The following is an 18,569-nucleotide window of genomic DNA, read 5'->3' on the forward strand; positions in this document are numbered from 1 at the left end:
GTACCTACTCGTGGCCTGCGGGCTTGCTCGCGTGAAGTACATGATGGCCCCCTTCCTTGCGCTAGGCGCAGCAAAGGGGGCCTTCATGTACCGGGAAAGGTGTGAGGGTCGAGTTTCCTCGGCTGAGCCGAGGGACGGGGTCCTTCACGCGCCGCTGTTGTGACTGGTGGTGCCGCTGGGGCTTGTGATGGGGTTTCGGGTCCGTGAAGGACTCCTTGAGGGACTCTGGGTCCCTCAAGGAGTCCCTCACGGACCAGCGCTACCCAGCTCACCCGCCGTAGGTAACCAAAACACCGTTGGCCAGAGCCGTCATCACCACTCACGAGGCGGTGAGGGCCCGGCGGAGTTCTTCGTAGGCCGGGGCGAGGGTCCGGAGCGTTTCCGCGGCGCTCGCGTCGTTTCCGGTGACGAGGTCGTACTGCAACGAGCCGACCGAACGCGCCTGCGTGGTGGCGATTTCGGCGGCGGTGCCGTGGTCCACCCGGCGCAGGCAGGCCGCCGCGTCGGCCAGTCGCCGCGCGCCGACCCGGACCGCGAAGTGGACGAGGTGCCCACGCGAATCCGGATCCAGTCCGGACTCGATCCGCGCGGCCAGCGACAGGGCCGCGTCGGCGTTGCCGAGGCTGCCCGGCGGGAGCCCGGCCCCGTTCTCACCGCCGAGCCAGGCGACCGCCCGGGGGAGTGACGCGATGAGGGCGGCGTCCTCGTCGACGAAGGTGTGCCGGACGAAGTTCGTACGCAGGGTGTGCGGTTTGCCGTAGGCGACGGTCTCCGCGCGCCAGGCGGCGGCGAACTCCGCTCGCGGCAGCCGCGCGTACGGGTAACCCTGCGGGTCGTGGACGGTGACGGATTCGCTGTCCGCGGCGAGCGCCACCAGATAGTGGTCGGCGCCGATCGGGCCGGTCATCCCGGGCTGATAGCGCAGATGCCCCATCTCGATCGGGCCGATCATGACCGGTCCGTCGGCCAGCCCCTCGACGAGCCGGGCGAAGGCCGCGTCCGGATCCTCTTCGCTGACGGTCTCCGCGGTCCAGCCGAGGACGGCGAGCGCGTCACCGATGCCGATCTCGGGATCCCAGCCGAACGGGTCGAACAACGGCAGCGAGCCGCCGATGAGCTGCATTCCGAACGGGCTGCCGGTCAGCGTCTCGAGTACGGCGGTTCCCGGCGCGCCGGAGCCCAGCATCATCGCCAGGGAATGGGTGTAGCAGTACGGGCCGGAGCCTTGATAGTGGAGGTGGTCGTTCACTCCGTCGAGAGTGGCATTTTTCGCGGTAAAACACCACGTTCCCGCGGAACAGTCCGTTGTGGACACGGCGGTGAACACCGTTTTCATCACTCTTCCGAGGGTTTTGTTCTCATCCAAGGGGTTTTATCGGGGTGACACCCCGGGTCCCGGTTGCCGTCGATGATCTCGCCGACACAGGATGACCGTCATTCGGGCTCGCTGTCCCCGTCCGCCCTGATTCGGGCCGACGGGAGCGAGCGGTGAGGTGGAGGCGGCATGGCGGAACGGCGCGGGCGGAATCGGTGTCGCCGCGACTTGGCGATGCTCACGGTGGTCGTCGTGGCCCTGCTGATGGGCGCCCCGCTGCCCGCCGCTGCCCAGACGCAGCCGCGCGGAGCGGGCACCGAGCGGCCGATCGGGCCGGAGCCGGTGTACTCCGGGCTCGCCCACGGCGGTATCACGATGGCCGCCAACTCCGTCGTGCAATGTGGCCCCGGCGTCGTCTGTAATGCTTCGGCGAGCAACGCGAGCCCGGTGTCGTGGATCAAGGTCGATCCCGCCGCGCCCGGCAATACCGCCTCCGCGGCGAGCCTGAGCATCCCGGTCGGCGCGAAGGTGCTCAACGCCCGGCTGTACTGGCAGTTCAACCCGGTCGCCAGCAGCGGGACTTCCGGCGACGGGAACAAGGGCGACCAGGTCTCGATCAAGACCCCGGGCTCGAACTCCTACCAGCGGATCACCGCCGAGACCTACGACTGGTTCCCCGCGACCACGACCGGTGGCTTCCCCACCCTGTACGCCTACGGCGGCGCGGCCGACGTCACGAGCCTCGTGACCGGCGCCGGGGCCGGGCAGTACACGGTCGCCGACATCCAGGCCTGCCAGGGCCAATCCATCAGCCGGACGAATCTCGGCTGCTGGGGAGGCTGGTCACTGGTCGTGGCCTACGAACTGCCCAGTGAGCCACTGCGGTATTTGCAGGTGTGGGACGGGATGCAGGTGGTCGCGGGCGGCAGCACACCGAGTTCGGCGACCATCGCGCTGAGCGGCATCAAGGCGCCCACGTCGCGTCAGCCCAACGTCGAACTCGGTATCGTCGCGGGTGACGGCGACGCGCCCATCAGCGGCGACTATCTCCAGGTCGGCCCCAACGCCTCCAGTCTGCAGACGATCGCCATGCCCGCGCCCACCGGCGTGGCGACCGACAACGCCTTCAGCAGCCGCATCGACCGGGTCACCGCCACCGGTTCGGGAACGAACGTCACCTCGCGCGTCCCCAATCCCGTGAACAACGTCGGGTACGACGCCCGCAGTATCGACATCACCGGCAAGGTTCCCGCGGGAACCACCGCCCTCCAGGTGAAGATCGGCACCATCGGCGACGCGCTGTACCCGCAGACGATCTGGCTGGTCACCGACGCGCTCGAACCCGACCTGCAGATCACGAAGGCCAACGACCCGGTCGGCAACACCGACGACAACCCGCCGGGCTACGTCACCAAGGGCGGCGACGTCACCTACACCTTCGACGTCGTCAACAAGCACGCCGACGGTTCCGTCACCGACCTCGACACCGCGACGAACGTGGTGCTCACCGACACCCTGCCGGACGGCGTCACGTTCGTGGCCGGGTCCAATCCGGACTGTTCGGCGGCCGGGCAGCTGGTCACCTGCCGGCTGCGGAATCTCGCGCCAGGGCAGTCGCAGAAGGTGGCTTTCAAGGTCACGGTCGGGGCGACGGTGCCGGACGGCACCAAACTCGACAACACCGGAATGCTGACCTTCCGCGGCGAGGACACCGGCCGCGGTCAGGAGCGCACGTCGAACACGGTGCGGAACACGGTCGCGTCGCCGGGGTATCAGCTGACCAAGTCGGTCGACCTCGCCGAAGCGATCCCGGGTGACACGCTGACCTACAAGGTGACCCTGCGGAACACCGGCGTGATCCCGGTGCCCGCGCTCACGGTGCGCGACACGCTCCCACCGGGGACGAGCTACGTGTCGTCCGAGCCGTCGAAGGGGACCGCGTCCGGTACCGGTCCGATCGACTGGGCGGTGGACGGCCTCGCCATCGGGGAGACCGTGACGCTGACGGTGCGGGTGAAGGTCGAAGAGGCCGCGATCGGCAAGGATCTGGTGAACCGCGCGACCGTCCCGACCGGACCGCCGCCCGTGGTACCACCGGACTCGCGATGCCCGGACGACCCGGCCGCGGCGTGCGCGAAGACCAAGGTGCCCGCGCCGTCGTACACGGTGACGAAGACCGCGGACAAGGAATCCGCGAACCCCGGTGACACCGTGCGGTACACGATCAACGTCACCAACACCGGCAGGGTGACCGCGGCGGACCTCAAGGTCGTCGACGATCTGACCGGTCTGCTGGACGACGCGGTCTACCAGAACGACGCCGGCGCGTCGGCGGGCTCGGTGTCCTATGTGGAACCGAAGCTGACCTGGACCGGCACGCTCACGGCAGGGAAGAGCGCCGAGTTCACCTACACGGTGAAGGTGAAGGATCCCAACACCGGTGACAACCGGCTGAAGAACGTGGTGACTTCGGAGACGCCGGGTGGCAACTGTCCGCCGGGTTCGACCGATCCGAAGTGCGGGACCACCACCCCGGTTTCCGGTTTGTTGATCGAGAAGTCGGTCGACAAGGAGTCGGCGAATCCGGGTGACGTCGTGAAGTACACGGTGACCGTGCGGAACACCGGCCAGACCAAGCTGACCGGTGCGACGTTCACCGACGATCTGACCGGTCTGCTGGACGACGCGGTCTACCAGAACGACGCCGGCGCGTCGGCGGGCTCGGTGTCCTATGTGGAACCGAAGCTGACCTGGACAGGCGACCTCGGTGTCGGCGAGACGTCCACGGTGACTTACACGGTGAAGGTGAAGAATCCCAACACCGGGGACAACCGGCTCAAGAATGCGGTGTCGTCGGAGACACCGGGCGGGAACTGCCCGCCAGGTTCGACCGATCCGAAGTGCGGGACCACCACACCGGTGTCGGGTCTGCTCATCGAGAAGAAGGTCGACAAGGCGTCGGCGAATCCGGGCGATGTCGTGAAGTACACGGTGACTGTGCGGAACACCGGTCAGACCAAGGTGGACGGTGCGACGTTCACCGATGATCTGACGCAGGTGCTGGACGATGCTGATTACCAGAACGACGGAGCCGCTTCGGTCGGTTCGGTGTCCTACGCGACGCCGAAGCTGACGTGGACGGGTTCGCTCGATATCGGGCAGACCTCCACGGTGACCTACACGGTCAAGGTCAAGAACCCGAACCCTGGCGACAAGAAGATGTCCAATGTGGTCACTTCGGAGACACCGGGTGGGAACTGTCCGCCGGGTTCGACGGATCCGAAGTGTGGGACGACGACTCCGGTGTCTGGTTTGTCGATCGAGAAGTCGGTCGACAAGGCGTCGGCGAATCCGGGTGACGTCGTGAAGTACACGGTGACCGTGCGGAACACCGGCCAGACCAAGCTGACCGGCGCGACGTTCACCGACGATCTGACCCAGGTACTCGACGACGCCGACTACCAGAACGACGGTGCGGCGACGATCGGCGGTGTCACGTATGCGGCGCCGAAGCTAACGTGGACCGGTTCGCTCGACATCGGGCAGACATCGACGGTCACTTACACGGTGAAGGTGAAAAACCCCAATCCTGGTGACAACCAGCTCAAGAACGTCGTGACTTCGGAGACGCCGGGCGGGAACTGCCCGCCGGGTTCGACCGATCCGAAGTGCGGGACCGTCACGCCGGTGTCGGGCTTGAAGATCGAGAAGTCGGTCGACAAGCAGTCCGCGAATCCAGGCGATGTCGTGAAGTACACGGTGACCGTGCGGAACACCGGTCAGACGAAACTGACCGGTGCGACGTTCACCGATGACCTGGGCCAGGTGCTGGACGACGCCGACTACCAGCAGGACGGTGCCGCGACCATCGGTTCTGTGTCCTATGTGGAACCGAAGCTGACCTGGACGGGCGATCTCGACGTCGGGGCGACAGCGACGGTCACCTACACGGTGAAGGTCAAGAGTTCCGTCCCCGGTGACAAGAAGCTCATCAACACCGTCACCTCCGAGACGCCGGGCGGGAACTGCCCGCCGGGCTCGACCGATCCGAAGTGCGGGACGACCACGCCGGTGTCCGGTCTGCTCATCGAGAAGAAGGCCGACAAAGCGTCGGCGAACCCGGGCGATGTCGTGAAGTACACCGTCATCGTCAGCAACACCGGTCAGACGAAGCTGACCGGTGCGACGTTCACCGATGACCTGACACAGGTCCTCGACGACGCCGAGTACCAGAACGACGGAGCCGCGACCATCGGCGACGTCTCCTACGCGGCACCTAAGCTGACTTGGACGGGCGACCTCGGCGTCGGCGACAAGTCCACGGTGACCTACACGGTGAAGGTCAAGAACCCCAACACCGGCGACAACCGGCTGAAGAACCTGGTGACGTCGGAGACGCCGGGCGGGAACTGCCCGCCAGGTTCCACGGATCCGGCTTGCGGCACCGACACCCCGGTTTCGGGCCTGGAAATCAAGAAGACGGTCGACAAGCAGTCCGCGAACCCGGGCGATGTCGTGAAGTACACGGTGACCGTGCGGAACACCGGTCAGACGAAGCTGACCGGCGCGACGTTCACCGATGATCTCGCTCAAGTGCTGGACGACGCCGACTACCAGCAGGACGGTTCCGCGACGATCGGCACGGTGTCCTATGTGGAACCGGAGCTGACCTGGACGGGCGACCTCGGCATCGGCGAGACCGCCACGGTCACCTACACGGTCAAGGTGAAGAACCCCGGCGACGGTGACCACCGATTGAAGAATGTCGTGACTTCGGAGACGCCGGGTGGCAACTGCCCGCCGGGGTCCACCGATCCGAAGTGCGGGACCACCACACCGGTGTCGGGTCTGCTCATCAAGAAGACCGCCGACAAGAAGTCGGTCGATCCGGGTGACACGGTGAAGTACACGATCACCGTCACCAACACCGGGCAGACCAAACAGGACGGTGCGTCGTTCACCGACGACATGACACAGGTCCTGGACGACGCCGACTACCAGAACGACGGCGTGGCCACCATTGGCGATGTCACCTACACCGCACCGAAGCTGAGCTGGAGCGGTGCGCTCGACATCGGCCGGACGGCGACCATCACCTACACGGTGAAGATCAAGAACCCCGTTCCCGGTGACCGGAAACTGTCCAATGTGGTCATCTCCGACACCCCGGGCAACAACTGCCCGCCGGACTCGACCGACCCGAACTGCGTGGCGGACGTGCCGTCCCGCGAACTGACGGTGAAGAAGACCTCGGACAAGCAGACCGCGAACCCGGGCGACGTCGTGAAGTACACCGTCACCGTCACCAACACCGGTAAGGTCGATCTGGTCGGCGAGGACGCCGCGCGGGTCACGGATGACCTGTCCGAGGTGCTCGACGACGCCGACTACTCCGGCGATGCCCAGTCCGCGCCGGTCGGCGGTACTTTCGCCTTCACGGCACCGAATCTGCTGTGGGTCGGTGACCTCCCGGTGGGGGCGTCGACCACGTTGACCTACTCGGTGAAGGTGAAGAACCCGGTCACCGGTGACCACGAACTGCGGAACACCGTCAGCACCAACACCCCGGGCACCTGCCCGCCGCAGTCCGATGATCCGGCGTGCTCGACCAGCACCCCGGTGCCCGGCATCGCGCTGCAGAAGAAGGCGGACAAGTCGACGGTGAACCCGGGCGACGTCGTCAAGTACACGGTCACGGTCCGCAACACGGGCAAGACCAAGCTGACCGGTGCGACCTTCACCGACGACCTCACCGAGGTCCTCGACGACGCGGAGTTCCGGAAGGACGGTGCGGCGACGATCGGTGAAGTGACGTATGCGGAGCCGAAACTGACGTGGACGGGCGACCTGGAGATCGGGCAGACGGCGACGGTCACCTACAGCGTGAAGGTGACCAAGACCGGCGGTGACGGCAAGCTGGTCAACGCGATCACTTCCGACACACCCGGGGGCAACTGCCCGCCGGGCAGCAAGGACCCGAAGTGCGGCACGACCACTCCGCTGTCCAGTCTCAAGCTGAAGAAGACGGTGGACAAGACCGAGGCCAAGCCCGGCGAAGTCGTCACTTACACCGTGACGGTCGAGAACACCGGACAGGCCACGGTCGACGACGCGACGTTCACCGACGACCTGACCGAGGTGCTTGACGACGCCACCTTCGACGGAACCGCGAAGGCCAGCGGGGGAACGGTGACCTACTCCGCGCCGAAACTCACCTGGAAGGGCAAGCTCAAGGCGGGGGAGAAGGCCACCGTCACCTACGCGGTCATCGTGAAGTCGCCCGCGCGTGGTGACCACCGGCTCCGCAACGTCGTCACGTCCGACACGCCGGGCGTCAACTGCCCGCCCGGTTCGGCGAACCCGGACTGCGGCACGGACACCCGGGTGCCGCCGGAACCGCCGACGCCGGAGAAGCCGAACCCGCAGCCGCCGACCACCCCGCGTCCGCCCGGTCTGGCCGTCACCGGTTCGCCGGTGAAGACGATGACGGTGCTGGCGCTGGGCATGCTGGCCATCGGCGCCCTGCTGCTCCTGGCCGGACGGCGACGCAGGGAGTCCTGACCACGACCGATGATTCCGGCCCGCGGCGGGAGTCTCCTCTCCAGACGACGACTGGAGAGGAGACTCCGGATGACGAATTCAGGACCGACGAGGATCTGGCCGGCGATCCACGCCGAGCGGGCGGCGCTGGCGAACGACCTCAAAGGACTCACCGAAGAACAGTGGCGCACGCCGTCGTTGTGCGCCGGGCTGACGGTGCGGGAGGTGCTGGCGCATCTCACCGCCGGGGCGAGCCTCACCCCGGCGCGGTGGCTGGCCGGGGTGATCCGCTGCCGGTTCGATTTCGACAAGCAGGTCGCGATGCGCCTGGCCGAACATCTCGGCTCGAACGGCGCCGGGACGCTGGAGCGGTTCCGCGGTGTCGTCACCAGCACGACGAAACCGCCGTTGCCCGCCATCGCGATGCTCGGCGAGACGATCGTGCACGCCGAGGACATCCGCCGCCCGCTCGGTCTTCGCCATGACCATCCGATCGCCGTCCTCACCTCACTGGCCGGCTACTACCAGGGTTCCGATCTCGTGGTGATGGCGAAGGGGCGCATCGGCGGGCTGAGGCTGCAAGCGACGGACGGCCCCTTCGCCGTCAGGTCCGGGCCGCTCGTCTCGGGCACGACCCTGGCGCTGATCATGGCCATGACCGGACGAGCGGCCTATCTCACCGAACTCCACGGCGACGGGGTGCCGGTCCTGCGGCGGCGCATGCCCCTCGAACGGGACTGAGGTTCAGCCCTGTTCGAGGGGAAGGCCCGCGTCGGCCCAGTCCTCGATGCCTTCCCGGTACTTGCGGACGTCGGTGTAGCCGAGCGCGGTGAGCCGGTCGGCGACCTGTCCGCTGTTGGGGCAAGCGGGGTTCGAGCAGTAGGTGACGATCGCGGCGCCGCGATCGGGCAGCACGGTGGCGGCCTGTGTGTCGACGTCGGCGAGGACGAGGGGAACGGCGCCGGGCAGATGCTGCTTGGCGTAGTACTCGCCACCCAGGGCGTCGACCACCGTCACGGTCTTCGCGTCGATCGCGGCCTTCAGTTCGTCACGGGTGATGAGTGCGGTCATGTCGCTACCTCCAGTTAATCGGACTATAGTCCGGATGTGCCCCGTGACGATAACGGACCACAGTCCGCTTACGCAACCCCGTTGGAACTCCTGCGCACACCGCCGCCCAAGGAGCGCGCGGACGCCGCCCGCAACCGGGCCGCCATCCTGGACGCGGCCGCGTCGCTGTTCGCCGAGCACGGCGTCGACGCGGTCTCGATGGACCAGGTGGCGGCGGCCGCGGGCGTGGGCAAGGGGACGTTGTTCCGCCGCTTCGGTGACAAGGCGGGGCTGGCCGCGTCGCTGTTGGACGCCAGGGAGCGCGTGCTCCAGGAGGAAGTCCTGCAGGGGCCGCCTCCGCTGGGCCCCGGTGCCCCGCCGCCGGAACGTCTCGTGGCCTTCGCCGACGCCTACCTCGACTACCTGTTCAAGCATTTGCCGCTGGTGCGGATGTCGGAGACCGCGGCGCCGGGGGCCCGCTACCGCATCGGCGCCTACCGGTTCTGGCATCGGCACGTGGCGATCCTGCTCGACGGCACGCCGGACCCGGAGCACGGCGCGCACGCCCTGCTCGCGCCGCTGGCGGCCGAGCACGTCACCGCGTTGCTGCCGGAAATCGGCGAAGAGCGGATCCGTGCCGGGATCACGCGCCTGTGGCGCGCCGCCCTGTCCCAGTAGGGTGTCGGAGGGGAACCCCAAGGAGTGTGTCGATGACGGTGGAGCGCCGGACGTACCGGCCAGGCAGGCAGGCCGTGCCGGCCCTGCTCGCCGCCGTGCTGACCGCGCTCGGGCTGTTCTTCGCGCTCCACGCGGGCGATTCCGCTTCGGCGGACGAGTCGCGCGGGGCGGACTCGATAGCCGGTTCCTCGGTCTCGAAGGCCGTGGCGCCGGTGCGCGCCGCGGGCAGGCTCGCCGCCGAACCTTCACTCCTGGGTGTGCACGGGCACGGTGACCTGCCTCTCTTCGGCACCGTTCCGCACGGGCCGGCGTCGACGACGCTGCTTCGTCTCGGCGAACTCCATTCCGACGTCACCACTCCCTCCCACGCGGCGCATCGCCTCGCGCTGGGGGATCGCGCTCCTCCTTTCCCGGCAGCCGTCTGAAGCTCACGGGCACGTCTTCCGCGTGCCCGGCCGGGACCCGTGCGCCTTCTTCGCGCGCGGGTGAATTCATCGAGGAGAAACCGTCGTGCCGCGCGAAACCGCGCGGCGAGGCATGACCGGGCGAGCCGTGGTCTCGCTGGTCGTCCTCGCCGCGACCGTGTACCTGTTGCTGACCACCGCCCCGCGCCTGGGGCTCGATCTGCGTGGTGGCACGCAGATCGTGCTGGAGACCAAGGATTCACCCACCGCCACCGCCGGACCGGAGACCACCGACCGGACGCTCGAGGTGCTGCGCCGCCGCGTCGACGCGCTGGGCGTCGCCGAACCCATGCTCGCCCGCTCCGGGGACAACCGGATCATCGTCGAACTACCCGGCGTGCGGGATCCGCGTGAGGCCGTCGAAGTGATCGGCCGGACCGCGCAGCTGTCCTTCCATCCCGTGCTCGGCGCCGGCGCGGCCTCCGGTGACTCCCGGGTCCTTCCCGACGAGAGCGGCCAGCCGATCAACCTCGGCCCCGCGGCACTGACCGGCGAAGGGGTCGACGAGGCACTCTCCTCGATCGATTCGCAGGGTGGCGGCTGGCTCGTTTCCGTTGACTTCAAAGGGGATTCCGGCCGTGCCTGGGAGCGGCTGACCGGACAGGCCGCCTGCTCGCCGCCGGGTGATCCGGCCCGCCGGGTGGCGATCGCGCTCGACGACAAGGTGATTTCGTCGCCGCAGGTGAGCCCGCAGGTCGCCTGCGGGGTCGGGATCGTCGGCGGGAGTACGCAGATCACAGGGCGGTTCTCCCCGGCGGAGGCGAAGGATCTGGCGTTGCTGATCAACGCGGGCGCGCTGCCGACACCGGTCGAGATCATCGAGCAGCGCACCGTCGGCCCCACGCTCGGCGCCGCCGCGATCGACGCCAGTGCCCGCGCCGCCGTGATCGGACTGGCGCTGACCGCGCTGTTCCTGCTGGCGGTGTACCGGCTGGCCGGACTGATCGCGGTGGGCGCGCTGGTCGCGTACGCCGCGGTGTCCTACGCCGCCCTGCTCGCCGTCGGCGCGACGCTGACCTTGCCGGGGCTCGCCGGATTCGTGCTGGCCATCGGGATGGCCGTCGACGCCACCGTGCTCGTCTTCGAACGGGCGAGAGAGGAACACGCGGTCAACCGCGGTGGTTCGCTGCCACGATCGGTCGGTCGCGGGTTCAGCGGGGCGTTGTCGGCGATCGTCGATTCGAACGTCACCACCCTGCTCGCCGCGGGACTGCTGTTCTGGCTGGCGTCCGGCCCGGTGCGCGGGTTCGGGGTGACGTTGTCCATCGGCGTGGTCGTGGCCCTGTTCATCTCGCTCGTACTCACGCGGGTGCTGCTGCACCTCACTATGCGGGGCGCGGTCGCGCGCAAGCCGAGGCTTTCCGGGCTCACCCACGAAGGCCGGGTCCGCCGGTGGGTCAACCGCCGCGATCCGGAGTTCCTGGCCCGGCCGCGCCGGTGGCTGATCGCGGCGGGCGCCGTCGTCATCACGGCCGTCACCGGGCTTTTGGTGGCCGGGCCGAACCTCGGCGTGGAGTTCACCGGCGGCCGGGTGATCGAGTACGCCACCTCGGCGCCCGCCGACGTCGAACAGGTTCGGGACGCGGTTTCCGACGCCGGATTCCCGCGCGCCGTCGTGCAGCTGTCCGGGGACAAGGACATTTCGGTGCGCACCGAGCCGATCGACGAGGCCGCCACCGAGCGGATCCGGACGGCGGTCGCCGGGGTCGCCGGTGACGCCACCGAGATCCGTGACGAGCAGATCGGCCCGAGCCTCGGCGCCGAGCTGCGCACCAAGGCGATCATCGCGCTCGGCCTCGCGGTGCTGGCGCAGCTGGCCTACCTCGCGGTGCGGTTCGATTGGCGGCTCGGCGTGGCCACGGTGGCCGCGCTCGCCCAGGACGTCCTCATCATCCTCGGGATCTTCGCCTGGCTGGGCAAGTCGATGGACGGCGTCTTCCTCGCCGCGTTGCTGACGGTGATCGGGTATTCGGTCAACGATTCGGTGGTGGTGTTCGACCGGGTACGCGAAGTCCGGGGGCAGCGCCGCAAGGAACCGTTCGCCCGCGTCGTCGGCACCGCGGTGCTGCAGACGTTGCCCCGGACGATCAACACCGGGATCGGCGTGCTGTTCGTGCTCGGCGCGCTGCTGCTGCTCGGGGATGGGTCGCTGGCCGACTTCGCCCTCGCGCTCCTGCTGGGCCTCGTGGCGGGCACGGTGTCCACTGTGGCCACCGCTGGCCCGGTCGCCATCCTGCTCGACCGGCGATGGCCAGGGGCCGGACGTCCGGTGAGGAAGGCGTCGCGGGCACGGAAGCGCGACGACAACGGCGCGGTGGTGTGATCGTCGCTCCTTTGTGGACCCTCGCGGTCGTCCCGTCTCTATGCTCGTTCCCGGTGGCAGGGGAGTCACCGGGAACGAGGGTGGGTAGATGATCCAGAGCGTGCTCGTCGGCGCGGTCGTCGTGCTGATGTGGACGATGACGGCGGCGCGGCTGGAGCGGTGGCGGGTCACCGCGCCGATGGCGATGGTCGTGGCGGGGCTGGCGATCGGGTTCAGCACCCGCAACGCCCTCGGCGAGGGCCTCAACACCGAGATCGCCCTCAACGTCGCGGAACTGATCCTCGCGCTGCTGCTGTTCGTGGACGCCACCGCGGTCAAGGGCGGCTATCTCGGCCATGACGCCAAGATCGCGATGCGGTTGCTGCTGATCGCGCTGCCGCTGACGATCCTGATCGTGCTGGGCGTCGGCCTGCTGGTGCTTCCCGGCCTCGGCTGGGCGGTGGTGCTGCTGATCGCCTGCATCATCGCCCCCACGGATTTCGCGCCCGCGACGTCGGTGGTGCACGACGTCCGCGTGCCCGAACGGGTGCGGCACCTGCTGAACGTGGAGAGCGGCTACAACGACGGCGTCGTCGCGCCGGTGTTCATCTTCGCGCTCACCCTCGCGGGGAGCCACCACCACGCGAATACGCCGGGCGAAGCCCTGCAGGCCGCGATCCCGGCGGCTTTGCTGGCGGTGCTGGCGGGCTCCGCCATCGGCGCGGTGGCCGCGGTGGCGATGAACGTGGCGGGCAGGCACGGCTGGTCCACCCGGCATTCGGCGCGGGTCGCGGCCGTCGCGCTGCCGCTGCTGACCTACACCACCGCCGTCGCGATCGGCGGCAACGGGTTCGTCGCCGCGTTCATCTGCGGGATCGCCTACAAGACCGCCCGGCACCCCACCGAGGACGAACTCGGGCTGGCGGAGGAGGTCAGTTCGCTGTGCGGGCTGCTGATGTGGTTCGTGTTCGGCAGTACCGCGGTGCTGGTGCTGTCCTTCGGCCTCACCTGGGGTGTGGTGATCGTCAGCGCCGTCGCGCTGACCGTCGCGCGCCTGATCCCGGTGCTGCTCACCTTGCTGCGGACGGATTTCCGGTGGCGCGACCGGATGACCATCGGCCTGCTGGCGCCGCGAGGGGCGGCGTCGATCGTGTTCGGGTTGCTGGCCTTCAACTCGCTCGAGGGGGACGCGGCGGACGTCGCGTTGAGCGTCATGGCGGTGACGGTGCTGGCGAGTGTCGTCGCGCACGGCGTGGGCGCGTCGGCGTTCCTGAACCGCAAGTCCAAGACTTCCTGAGCCGCGACGACCGCCGGATCCCCGCTCAAGCCGGCTTCAGTTGTCCATGGCCTTCCTGATCGCCGCTTCGAGTGCCTGCACGTTCTTGGCGTCCATCCCGCCGTAGGTGAAGGTGTTCATGTCCACCTTGTCGGCGTACATGGGCACGTCCTCGACGATCGCCTTGGAGGCACCGGGTACGTCGAAGACGAGCCTTCCCGGCTTGAACGCCGTCGGCGGAATGTTCTTGATGCCCTTGATCTTCCCGACGCTGAACGTGTGCTTTCGGTCGCCGAGTCCTTTGACGGCGGCCTTGATCGTGACCGTCCTGCCGCTGAACCTGATGGATCGGCGTCTGGCGTGGATGTACACGAAACCCTCCCGGTCTTGATCAGTCGCCCGTGGCCGCCACGTCGTCCGCGGTCAGGTCGCAGGGTTCGGCGTTGCCCCACAACGCCTCCGCTTCACCGAGGAAGGTCCGGTAGGCCGCGCCGTCCCCGGGCTGCAGGACGAACTTCGGCTCACCCGCGGCCTGATAGGTGTAGTACTCGGCGAACAGTGCCGAGCCGGTGGCGATGACCCCGATGGCGATGGGATGCCGGACGAGCCGGGCGGAGAGATCGCCGCCGGTCGAGCGCTTCAGTTCGGACAGCACCCGCAGCGTGTGGCGCACCCGTTCCCGCGCGCTTTCCGGTGAGCGCACGGCGTAGTAGCGCGCCGCCGCCGTGTCGATCGCGGGGGAGTGCGGGTCGATCAGCACGAACCGGATGCGGGCGCCGGCGCGCAGCCGTTCTTCCAGCTTGCCGTAGTTGTTGTTCACCAGGGTGTTGCGGGCCATCCCGGTGACGAGCAGTTCGTCCGCACCGTCGATCGCCTCGGCGAGTTCGGGGCCGAAACCCTCACTGAAGACCGGGCGGCGTGCCCTCGTCACCTGATCCTCGGGAGACAGCGGCCATGGCGTGCCGTCCTCCCACAGCCGTTCCGCCTCGTCGGCGAAGTACCGGTACCAGGGAGCGTCCTTCGGTTCCACTGTGAACACCGGCGCCGCTTCTCCGGCAGGCCGGTGTTCGTAATGCTGCACGCAGATCAGGCCGCGTTTGCTCGCGACGTCGAGGCAGTTGAAACCGGCGGAGGAGATCCGCGACGACACCCGGATCTCCAGCCTGCCGTTCGTCCTGCTCCGCAGCGACGTCAGTTCGTCCAGGGTGGCCAGGATTCGCTGCCGCATCCGTCCCTGACCGTGGCTTCGGGAGATCCGGCGGTCCGCGACGTCGACGATCGCGTCGTCGGTCGGATCCAGCACCAGCACCCGGATCCGGCCGCCCGCTTCGAGGATCGACCGGATGTCACTGCGCATGCCCTGCACGGTCCTGGTCATCGAATGGCCGATGAGCAGGATGTCGAAGGCCTCCGCGCGCCGGGAGATGAGCTCCGTGGGGAACGTCGGTTCGAAGAAGGCCGTGGGGCCGGCCCGGTTCGAGTCACGGACCTGTTCGGTCAGCCGCCGCGAGCGGATCTGGGAAAAGGCGAGCAAGGCCAGCAACGCCGTCACCACGGACGAAAGGGTCTTGACGTCCGAGACACCGGTCGCGCCGAGGACGGTGAACGCCAGCGCCACGGCGCCCAGCACGTACAGATCCAGGTTGTCGTCGGTGATCACCCTCGCCAGTGATCGCCGGATCCGTCCACGCTCGTCCGTCACGAAACCCCCTCGTCGTCATCGGTCCGGTGGTGACCGTATCGGCAGGCCGCCCGCCACGTCAGGGATTTCTCCACGGATATCGCGACCGATGCCGAATTCCTGACATCGATGGCATTTCACGGCCGCTGGACCGATTCCGCGAGTTAGTGCCTGGTCAGAACCCCGGTGGCGGCGGAAACGCCGTCCCGGGTGCCGCCGGTGCCGGAACGAAGCGAAGCCATTTGGTGTAGTTCTTCACTTGGTCCAGTCCAGTTACCGCTCTAACGTAGAGGGATGGAGCTGGAACTGCGCCACCTGCGCATCATGTGCGCGATCGCAGAACTCGGGAGCATCACCAAGGCGGCGAACACGCTCGGGATGGCGCAGCCTGCGTTGACCGCCCAATTGAAACGCATCGAACGGACGCTCGGCGGCAAGCTCTTCCTGCGTGATCACACGGGAACCCGTCCGACGGCGCTCGGCCTGCTCGTTCTCGACCGGGCCAAAATGGTGCTCCCCGCCGTGTCGTCGCTGCACGACGAAGCGGCACGTCTCGCGCAGCACACCGGTACCGGCGAGCCGGTCACGTTGCGGCTCGGTTCGGCGACGGGCCCGATGCTCGGGGCGCTCCTGCAGCGCCTCGGCGGCACCCATCCCGACATCCACGTCGCCACGCATACGTCGTGGTCGTCCAACAAACTCGCGGACATGACCGCCGAAGGCGCGCTGGACTTCGCCTTCGTCGGCGTCTGCGGCGACGCCCCACCGCCGCCGGCAGCCGGTCTCCGGTGGCGGACCCTCGCGCACCACCCGGTTTTCGTGCTGATGTCGGCACGCGACGAGCGAGCGCAGCACGACTCGGTCGAACTCGGCGCGCTGGCGGACGAACGGTGGTGCGCGACCCCGGGGGACGGCTGTTTCGGTGACTGTTTCGCCTCCGCGTGCGCCCGGGCGGGATTCACCCCGCGGTCGTTGTACGAGACCGATGTCCTGACCTGTATCGAGATGGTCGAGTCGGGTCACGCGGTGGTCTTGTGCCAGCCGCTGTTCCACGAGATCCCCGGTATCGTCGCCGTCCCGATCGCGGGAAACCCGCTGAGCTGGCGAAACCTCATCGGCTGGTCGGAGCGAGGGGAGATGGGGCCCTTCGCCGCGGAGATGATCGCGTTGTCCCGCGCGGTGTACGGCGAACTGATCGACCGGCGGCCGGCCTACGCCAAGTACCTCGAGGTGAATCCGGGTTACGGCGTCGACTACACGGACGCCGCGGTGCACTGACCTGCGTGAAGGGCGACCAAAGGTCCAGTCCACTGGGGTGGATATGACCTAAATGGTATGTACCTTTTGTGTGAGGCGCCTCGTACGGTCGGGGACGAGATCCCCTTCCGGTACGTGTCGAGGAAGCGCCTAAATGAACCGAAAGATCGTAGCGGCCGCCGCGGCGGCCATCACCGGCGCCGGGCTGGTCGCGGCTGTCGCGCTGACGCCGAGCGCCAGCGCCGGTCAGACCGTCTCGGCGGCGGACCAGGTCCAGTCCGAGATCGCCGCGGCGCTGTCGCGCGACCTGAAGATCAGCCCGGACCAGGCCAGAACCCGCCTCGCGGCGGAGCAGAAGGCGGCACGCGCCGACAGTGCCCTCAAGACCAGCCTCGGTTCGTCCTACGCCGGATCCTGGCTGGACGCGGCCGGGACCACGTTGACCGTCGCTGTCACCGACGCGGCGCTGGAGGGCACGGTCCGCGCGGCCGGAGCGATCCCGAAGACCGTCGCGCGGAGTGCAGCCCAACTCGACGCGGCGAAGCTGTCGTTGGACACCAAGGGATCCAGCGCGCCGAAGAGCGTGCCGGGCTGGTACACCGACGTCGCCACCAACTCCGTCGTCGTGCTGGCCAACGCCGGCGCCGAGGCCGCCGCGAAGTCATGGGCGACGGCGTCCGGCGTGCGGGCCGACGCGGTGCGGGTCGAGACCAGCACCGAAAGCCCGGTTCCGCTGATCGACGTCATCGGCGGCAACGCCTACACGTTCGGTTCGGGCCGGTGCTCGATCGGCTTCTCGGTCGAGGGCGGCTTCGTGACCGCCGGCCACTGCGGCACGACCGGAACGCGCACCTCGAACCCGAGCGGAACCGTCGCGGGCTCCAGCTTTCCCGGCAACGACTACGCCTGGGTCCGCGTGGACGCCGGCAACACGCCGCGCCCGCTGGTGAACCGCTACCCGGGCACCGTGCCGGTCGCGGGATCGCAGGAAGCCGCGATCGGTGCCTCGGTCTGCCGTTCCGGTTCCACCACCGGCTGGCACTGCGGCACCATCCAGCAGAAGAACGCTTCGGTGAACTACCCGCAGGGCACCGTTTCCGGCCTCACCCGGACCAACGCCTGCGCCGAGCCGGGTGACTCCGGCGGTTCGTGGATCGCCGGCGACCAGGCGCAGGGCGTCACCTCCGGTGGTTCCGGCAACTGCACGTCCGGCGGCACGTTCTACTTCCAGCCGATCTCGGAGATCCTGAGCGTCTACAGCCTGCGTCTGCTGACTTCGGGCTCGAACCCGCCCTCCAGCACGACCACGACGCCGACCACCACCCCGACCAGCCCGACGACCTCGAACCCGCCGGGCGGCACCTGGGCGGCGGGCACCTCCTACGCCGTGGGCGCGACGGTGACCTACGACGGCGTTTCGTACCGCGCGCTGCAGGCGCACACCGCTCAGGTCGGCTGGGAGCCGCCGAACGTCCCCGCCCTCTGGGCGCGCTCCTGACCGCCTAGCCGTCCGGGTCACACGCAGGGGTGGCCCGGACCCGACCGTCCCCGACGTCGTCCGTGCGTCGGGGACGGTCCCTTTTCGTTTCAGTGCAGGACTTTCAGCCCCACCACACAGGCGACGATCCCCACGATCAGCAGAATTCTGGCCAGCGAAACGGTTTCCGCGCCCGACCACGGGAGATCCTTCATCGCGTAACCGAGGCCGACCATGCTCGCCGCCAGTGATACGCCGAAGATGAGCGACGGGGTCAGCCGCGACAGTCCCTCGGACCTGCCCGCACCCACTCGTCCGGGACCTCGATCACGAGGTTCCGGACCCAGGATCGCACAAAGACCCCGCGGGCGCCCGCGGGGTCGAGGAGGATCACCAAACGAAGCGCCATTGTGGACGGTCAAGGCATCGACGTACGACATTTATTGAGGGGTAAGGCAAACGTGTCGCGTCTCGGCCGGGCGACCGGCCGCCAAGGTCACAGCCGCCCCACCGTCACCAGGGATCACAT

At 68.4% G+C, this 18,569-nt stretch carries 13 protein-coding genes; 8 read left to right on the top strand and 5 right to left on the bottom strand.

Annotation, left to right across the window (positions count from 1 at the left end):
• Window positions 1–319: 319 nt before the first annotated feature.
• Entirely contained in the window at window positions 320–1,249 is a 930-nt protein-coding gene (locus ACZ7KI_RS21350) for a hypothetical protein (protein WP_470274851.1), read from the bottom strand.
• A gap of 255 nt (window positions 1,250–1,504) precedes the next feature.
• Between ACZ7KI_RS21350 and ACZ7KI_RS21355 the strand changes: the two genes are divergently transcribed.
• Both ACZ7KI_RS21355 and ACZ7KI_RS21360 read left to right on the top strand, forming a co-directional pair.
• The gene (locus tag ACZ7KI_RS21355) at window positions 1,505–7,876 is read left to right on the top strand and encodes a DUF7927 domain-containing protein (RefSeq protein ID WP_470274852.1); all 6,372 of its coding nucleotides are present in this window, start codon (window positions 1,505–1,507) and stop codon (window positions 7,874–7,876) included.
• Window positions 7,877–7,945: 69 nt separating this feature from the next.
• Entirely contained in the window at window positions 7,946–8,596 is a 651-nt protein-coding gene (locus ACZ7KI_RS21360; RefSeq protein WP_470274853.1) for a maleylpyruvate isomerase family mycothiol-dependent enzyme, read from the top strand.
• A 3-nt stretch (window positions 8,597–8,599) separates the two neighbouring features.
• On the opposite strand, the gene ACZ7KI_RS21365 is transcribed toward ACZ7KI_RS21360, so the two are convergent.
• The gene (locus ACZ7KI_RS21365) at window positions 8,600–8,926 is read right to left on the bottom strand and encodes a rhodanese-like domain-containing protein (RefSeq protein WP_470274855.1); all 327 of its coding nucleotides are present in this window, start codon (window positions 8,924–8,926) and stop codon (window positions 8,600–8,602) included.
• 81 nt (window positions 8,927–9,007) lie between these two features.
• On the opposite strand from ACZ7KI_RS21365, the gene ACZ7KI_RS21370 reads away from it, so the two are divergent.
• The 4 genes from ACZ7KI_RS21370 to ACZ7KI_RS21385 all read left to right on the top strand — a co-directional run bounded on the left by ACZ7KI_RS21370 (window position 9,008) and on the right by ACZ7KI_RS21385 (window position 13,646).
• A complete protein-coding gene (locus ACZ7KI_RS21370) occupies window positions 9,008–9,583 on the top strand; it encodes a TetR/AcrR family transcriptional regulator (protein ID WP_470274856.1) in 576 nt (191 codons plus the stop codon).
• A gap of 32 nt (window positions 9,584–9,615) precedes the next feature.
• On the top strand, window positions 9,616–10,008 hold the full coding sequence (locus tag ACZ7KI_RS21375; protein ID WP_470274857.1) for a hypothetical protein: 393 nt from the start codon (window positions 9,616–9,618) through the stop codon (window positions 10,006–10,008).
• A gap of 85 nt (window positions 10,009–10,093) precedes the next feature.
• Window positions 10,094–12,370, top strand: a complete 2,277-nt coding sequence (gene secD / locus ACZ7KI_RS21380; protein ID WP_470274858.1) for a protein translocase subunit SecD — start codon at window positions 10,094–10,096, stop codon at window positions 12,368–12,370.
• An 88-nt stretch (window positions 12,371–12,458) separates the two neighbouring features.
• On the top strand, window positions 12,459–13,646 hold the full coding sequence (locus ACZ7KI_RS21385; RefSeq protein WP_470274859.1) for a cation:proton antiporter: 1,188 nt from the start codon (window positions 12,459–12,461) through the stop codon (window positions 13,644–13,646).
• Between the two features lie 36 nt (window positions 13,647–13,682).
• On the opposite strand, the gene ACZ7KI_RS21390 is transcribed toward ACZ7KI_RS21385, so the two are convergent.
• Both ACZ7KI_RS21390 and ACZ7KI_RS21395 read right to left on the bottom strand, forming a co-directional pair.
• Window positions 13,683–13,997: a hypothetical protein gene (locus ACZ7KI_RS21390; protein ID WP_470274860.1), complete on the bottom strand. Its 315-nt coding sequence runs from the start codon at window positions 13,995–13,997 to the stop codon at window positions 13,683–13,685.
• 19 nt (window positions 13,998–14,016) lie between these two features.
• Entirely contained in the window at window positions 14,017–15,327 is a 1,311-nt protein-coding gene (locus ACZ7KI_RS21395; RefSeq protein ID WP_470274861.1) for a hypothetical protein, read from the bottom strand.
• Between the two features lie 273 nt (window positions 15,328–15,600).
• Here ACZ7KI_RS21395 and ACZ7KI_RS21400 point away from each other — a divergent pair, with 273 nt between their 5' ends.
• Together ACZ7KI_RS21400 and ACZ7KI_RS21405 are read left to right on the top strand one after the other, a co-directional pair.
• Complete coding sequence (locus ACZ7KI_RS21400) at window positions 15,601–16,584, top strand: LysR family transcriptional regulator (RefSeq protein ID WP_470274862.1); 984 nt, start codon at window positions 15,601–15,603, stop codon at window positions 16,582–16,584.
• 133 nt (window positions 16,585–16,717) lie between these two features.
• On the top strand, window positions 16,718–18,061 hold the full coding sequence (locus ACZ7KI_RS21405; RefSeq protein WP_470274863.1) for a carbohydrate-binding protein: 1,344 nt from the start codon (window positions 16,718–16,720) through the stop codon (window positions 18,059–18,061).
• A gap of 89 nt (window positions 18,062–18,150) precedes the next feature.
• Here ACZ7KI_RS21405 and ACZ7KI_RS21410 read toward each other — a convergent pair whose 3' ends face one another.
• Window positions 18,151–18,351: a DMT family transporter gene (locus tag ACZ7KI_RS21410; RefSeq protein ID WP_470274864.1), complete on the bottom strand. Its 201-nt coding sequence runs from the start codon at window positions 18,349–18,351 to the stop codon at window positions 18,151–18,153.
• Between the last annotated feature and the right edge of the window lie 218 nt (window positions 18,352–18,569).

Source organism: Amycolatopsis sp. NPDC039088 (genome assembly GCF_055598845.1).

What these genes read in the sequence shown, in the direction of transcription:
- ACZ7KI_RS21355 (WP_470274852.1), top strand. Translation starts at nt 1,505, where the DNA reads ATGGCGGAACGGCGCGGGCGGAATCGGTGTCGCCGCGACTTGGCGATG.
- ACZ7KI_RS21360 (WP_470274853.1), top strand. Translation starts at nt 7,946, where the DNA reads ATGACGAATTCAGGACCGACGAGGATCTGGCCGGCGATCCACGCCGAG.
- ACZ7KI_RS21365 (WP_470274855.1), bottom strand. Translation starts at nt 8,926, where the DNA reads ATGACCGCACTCATCACCCGTGACGAACTGAAGGCCGCGATCGACGCG.
- ACZ7KI_RS21375 (WP_470274857.1), top strand. Translation starts at nt 9,616, where the DNA reads ATGACGGTGGAGCGCCGGACGTACCGGCCAGGCAGGCAGGCCGTGCCG.
- ACZ7KI_RS21385 (WP_470274859.1), top strand. Translation starts at nt 12,459, where the DNA reads ATGATCCAGAGCGTGCTCGTCGGCGCGGTCGTCGTGCTGATGTGGACG.
- ACZ7KI_RS21400 (WP_470274862.1), top strand. Translation starts at nt 15,601, where the DNA reads ATGGAGCTGGAACTGCGCCACCTGCGCATCATGTGCGCGATCGCAGAA.
- ACZ7KI_RS21405 (WP_470274863.1), top strand. Translation starts at nt 16,718, where the DNA reads ATGAACCGAAAGATCGTAGCGGCCGCCGCGGCGGCCATCACCGGCGCC.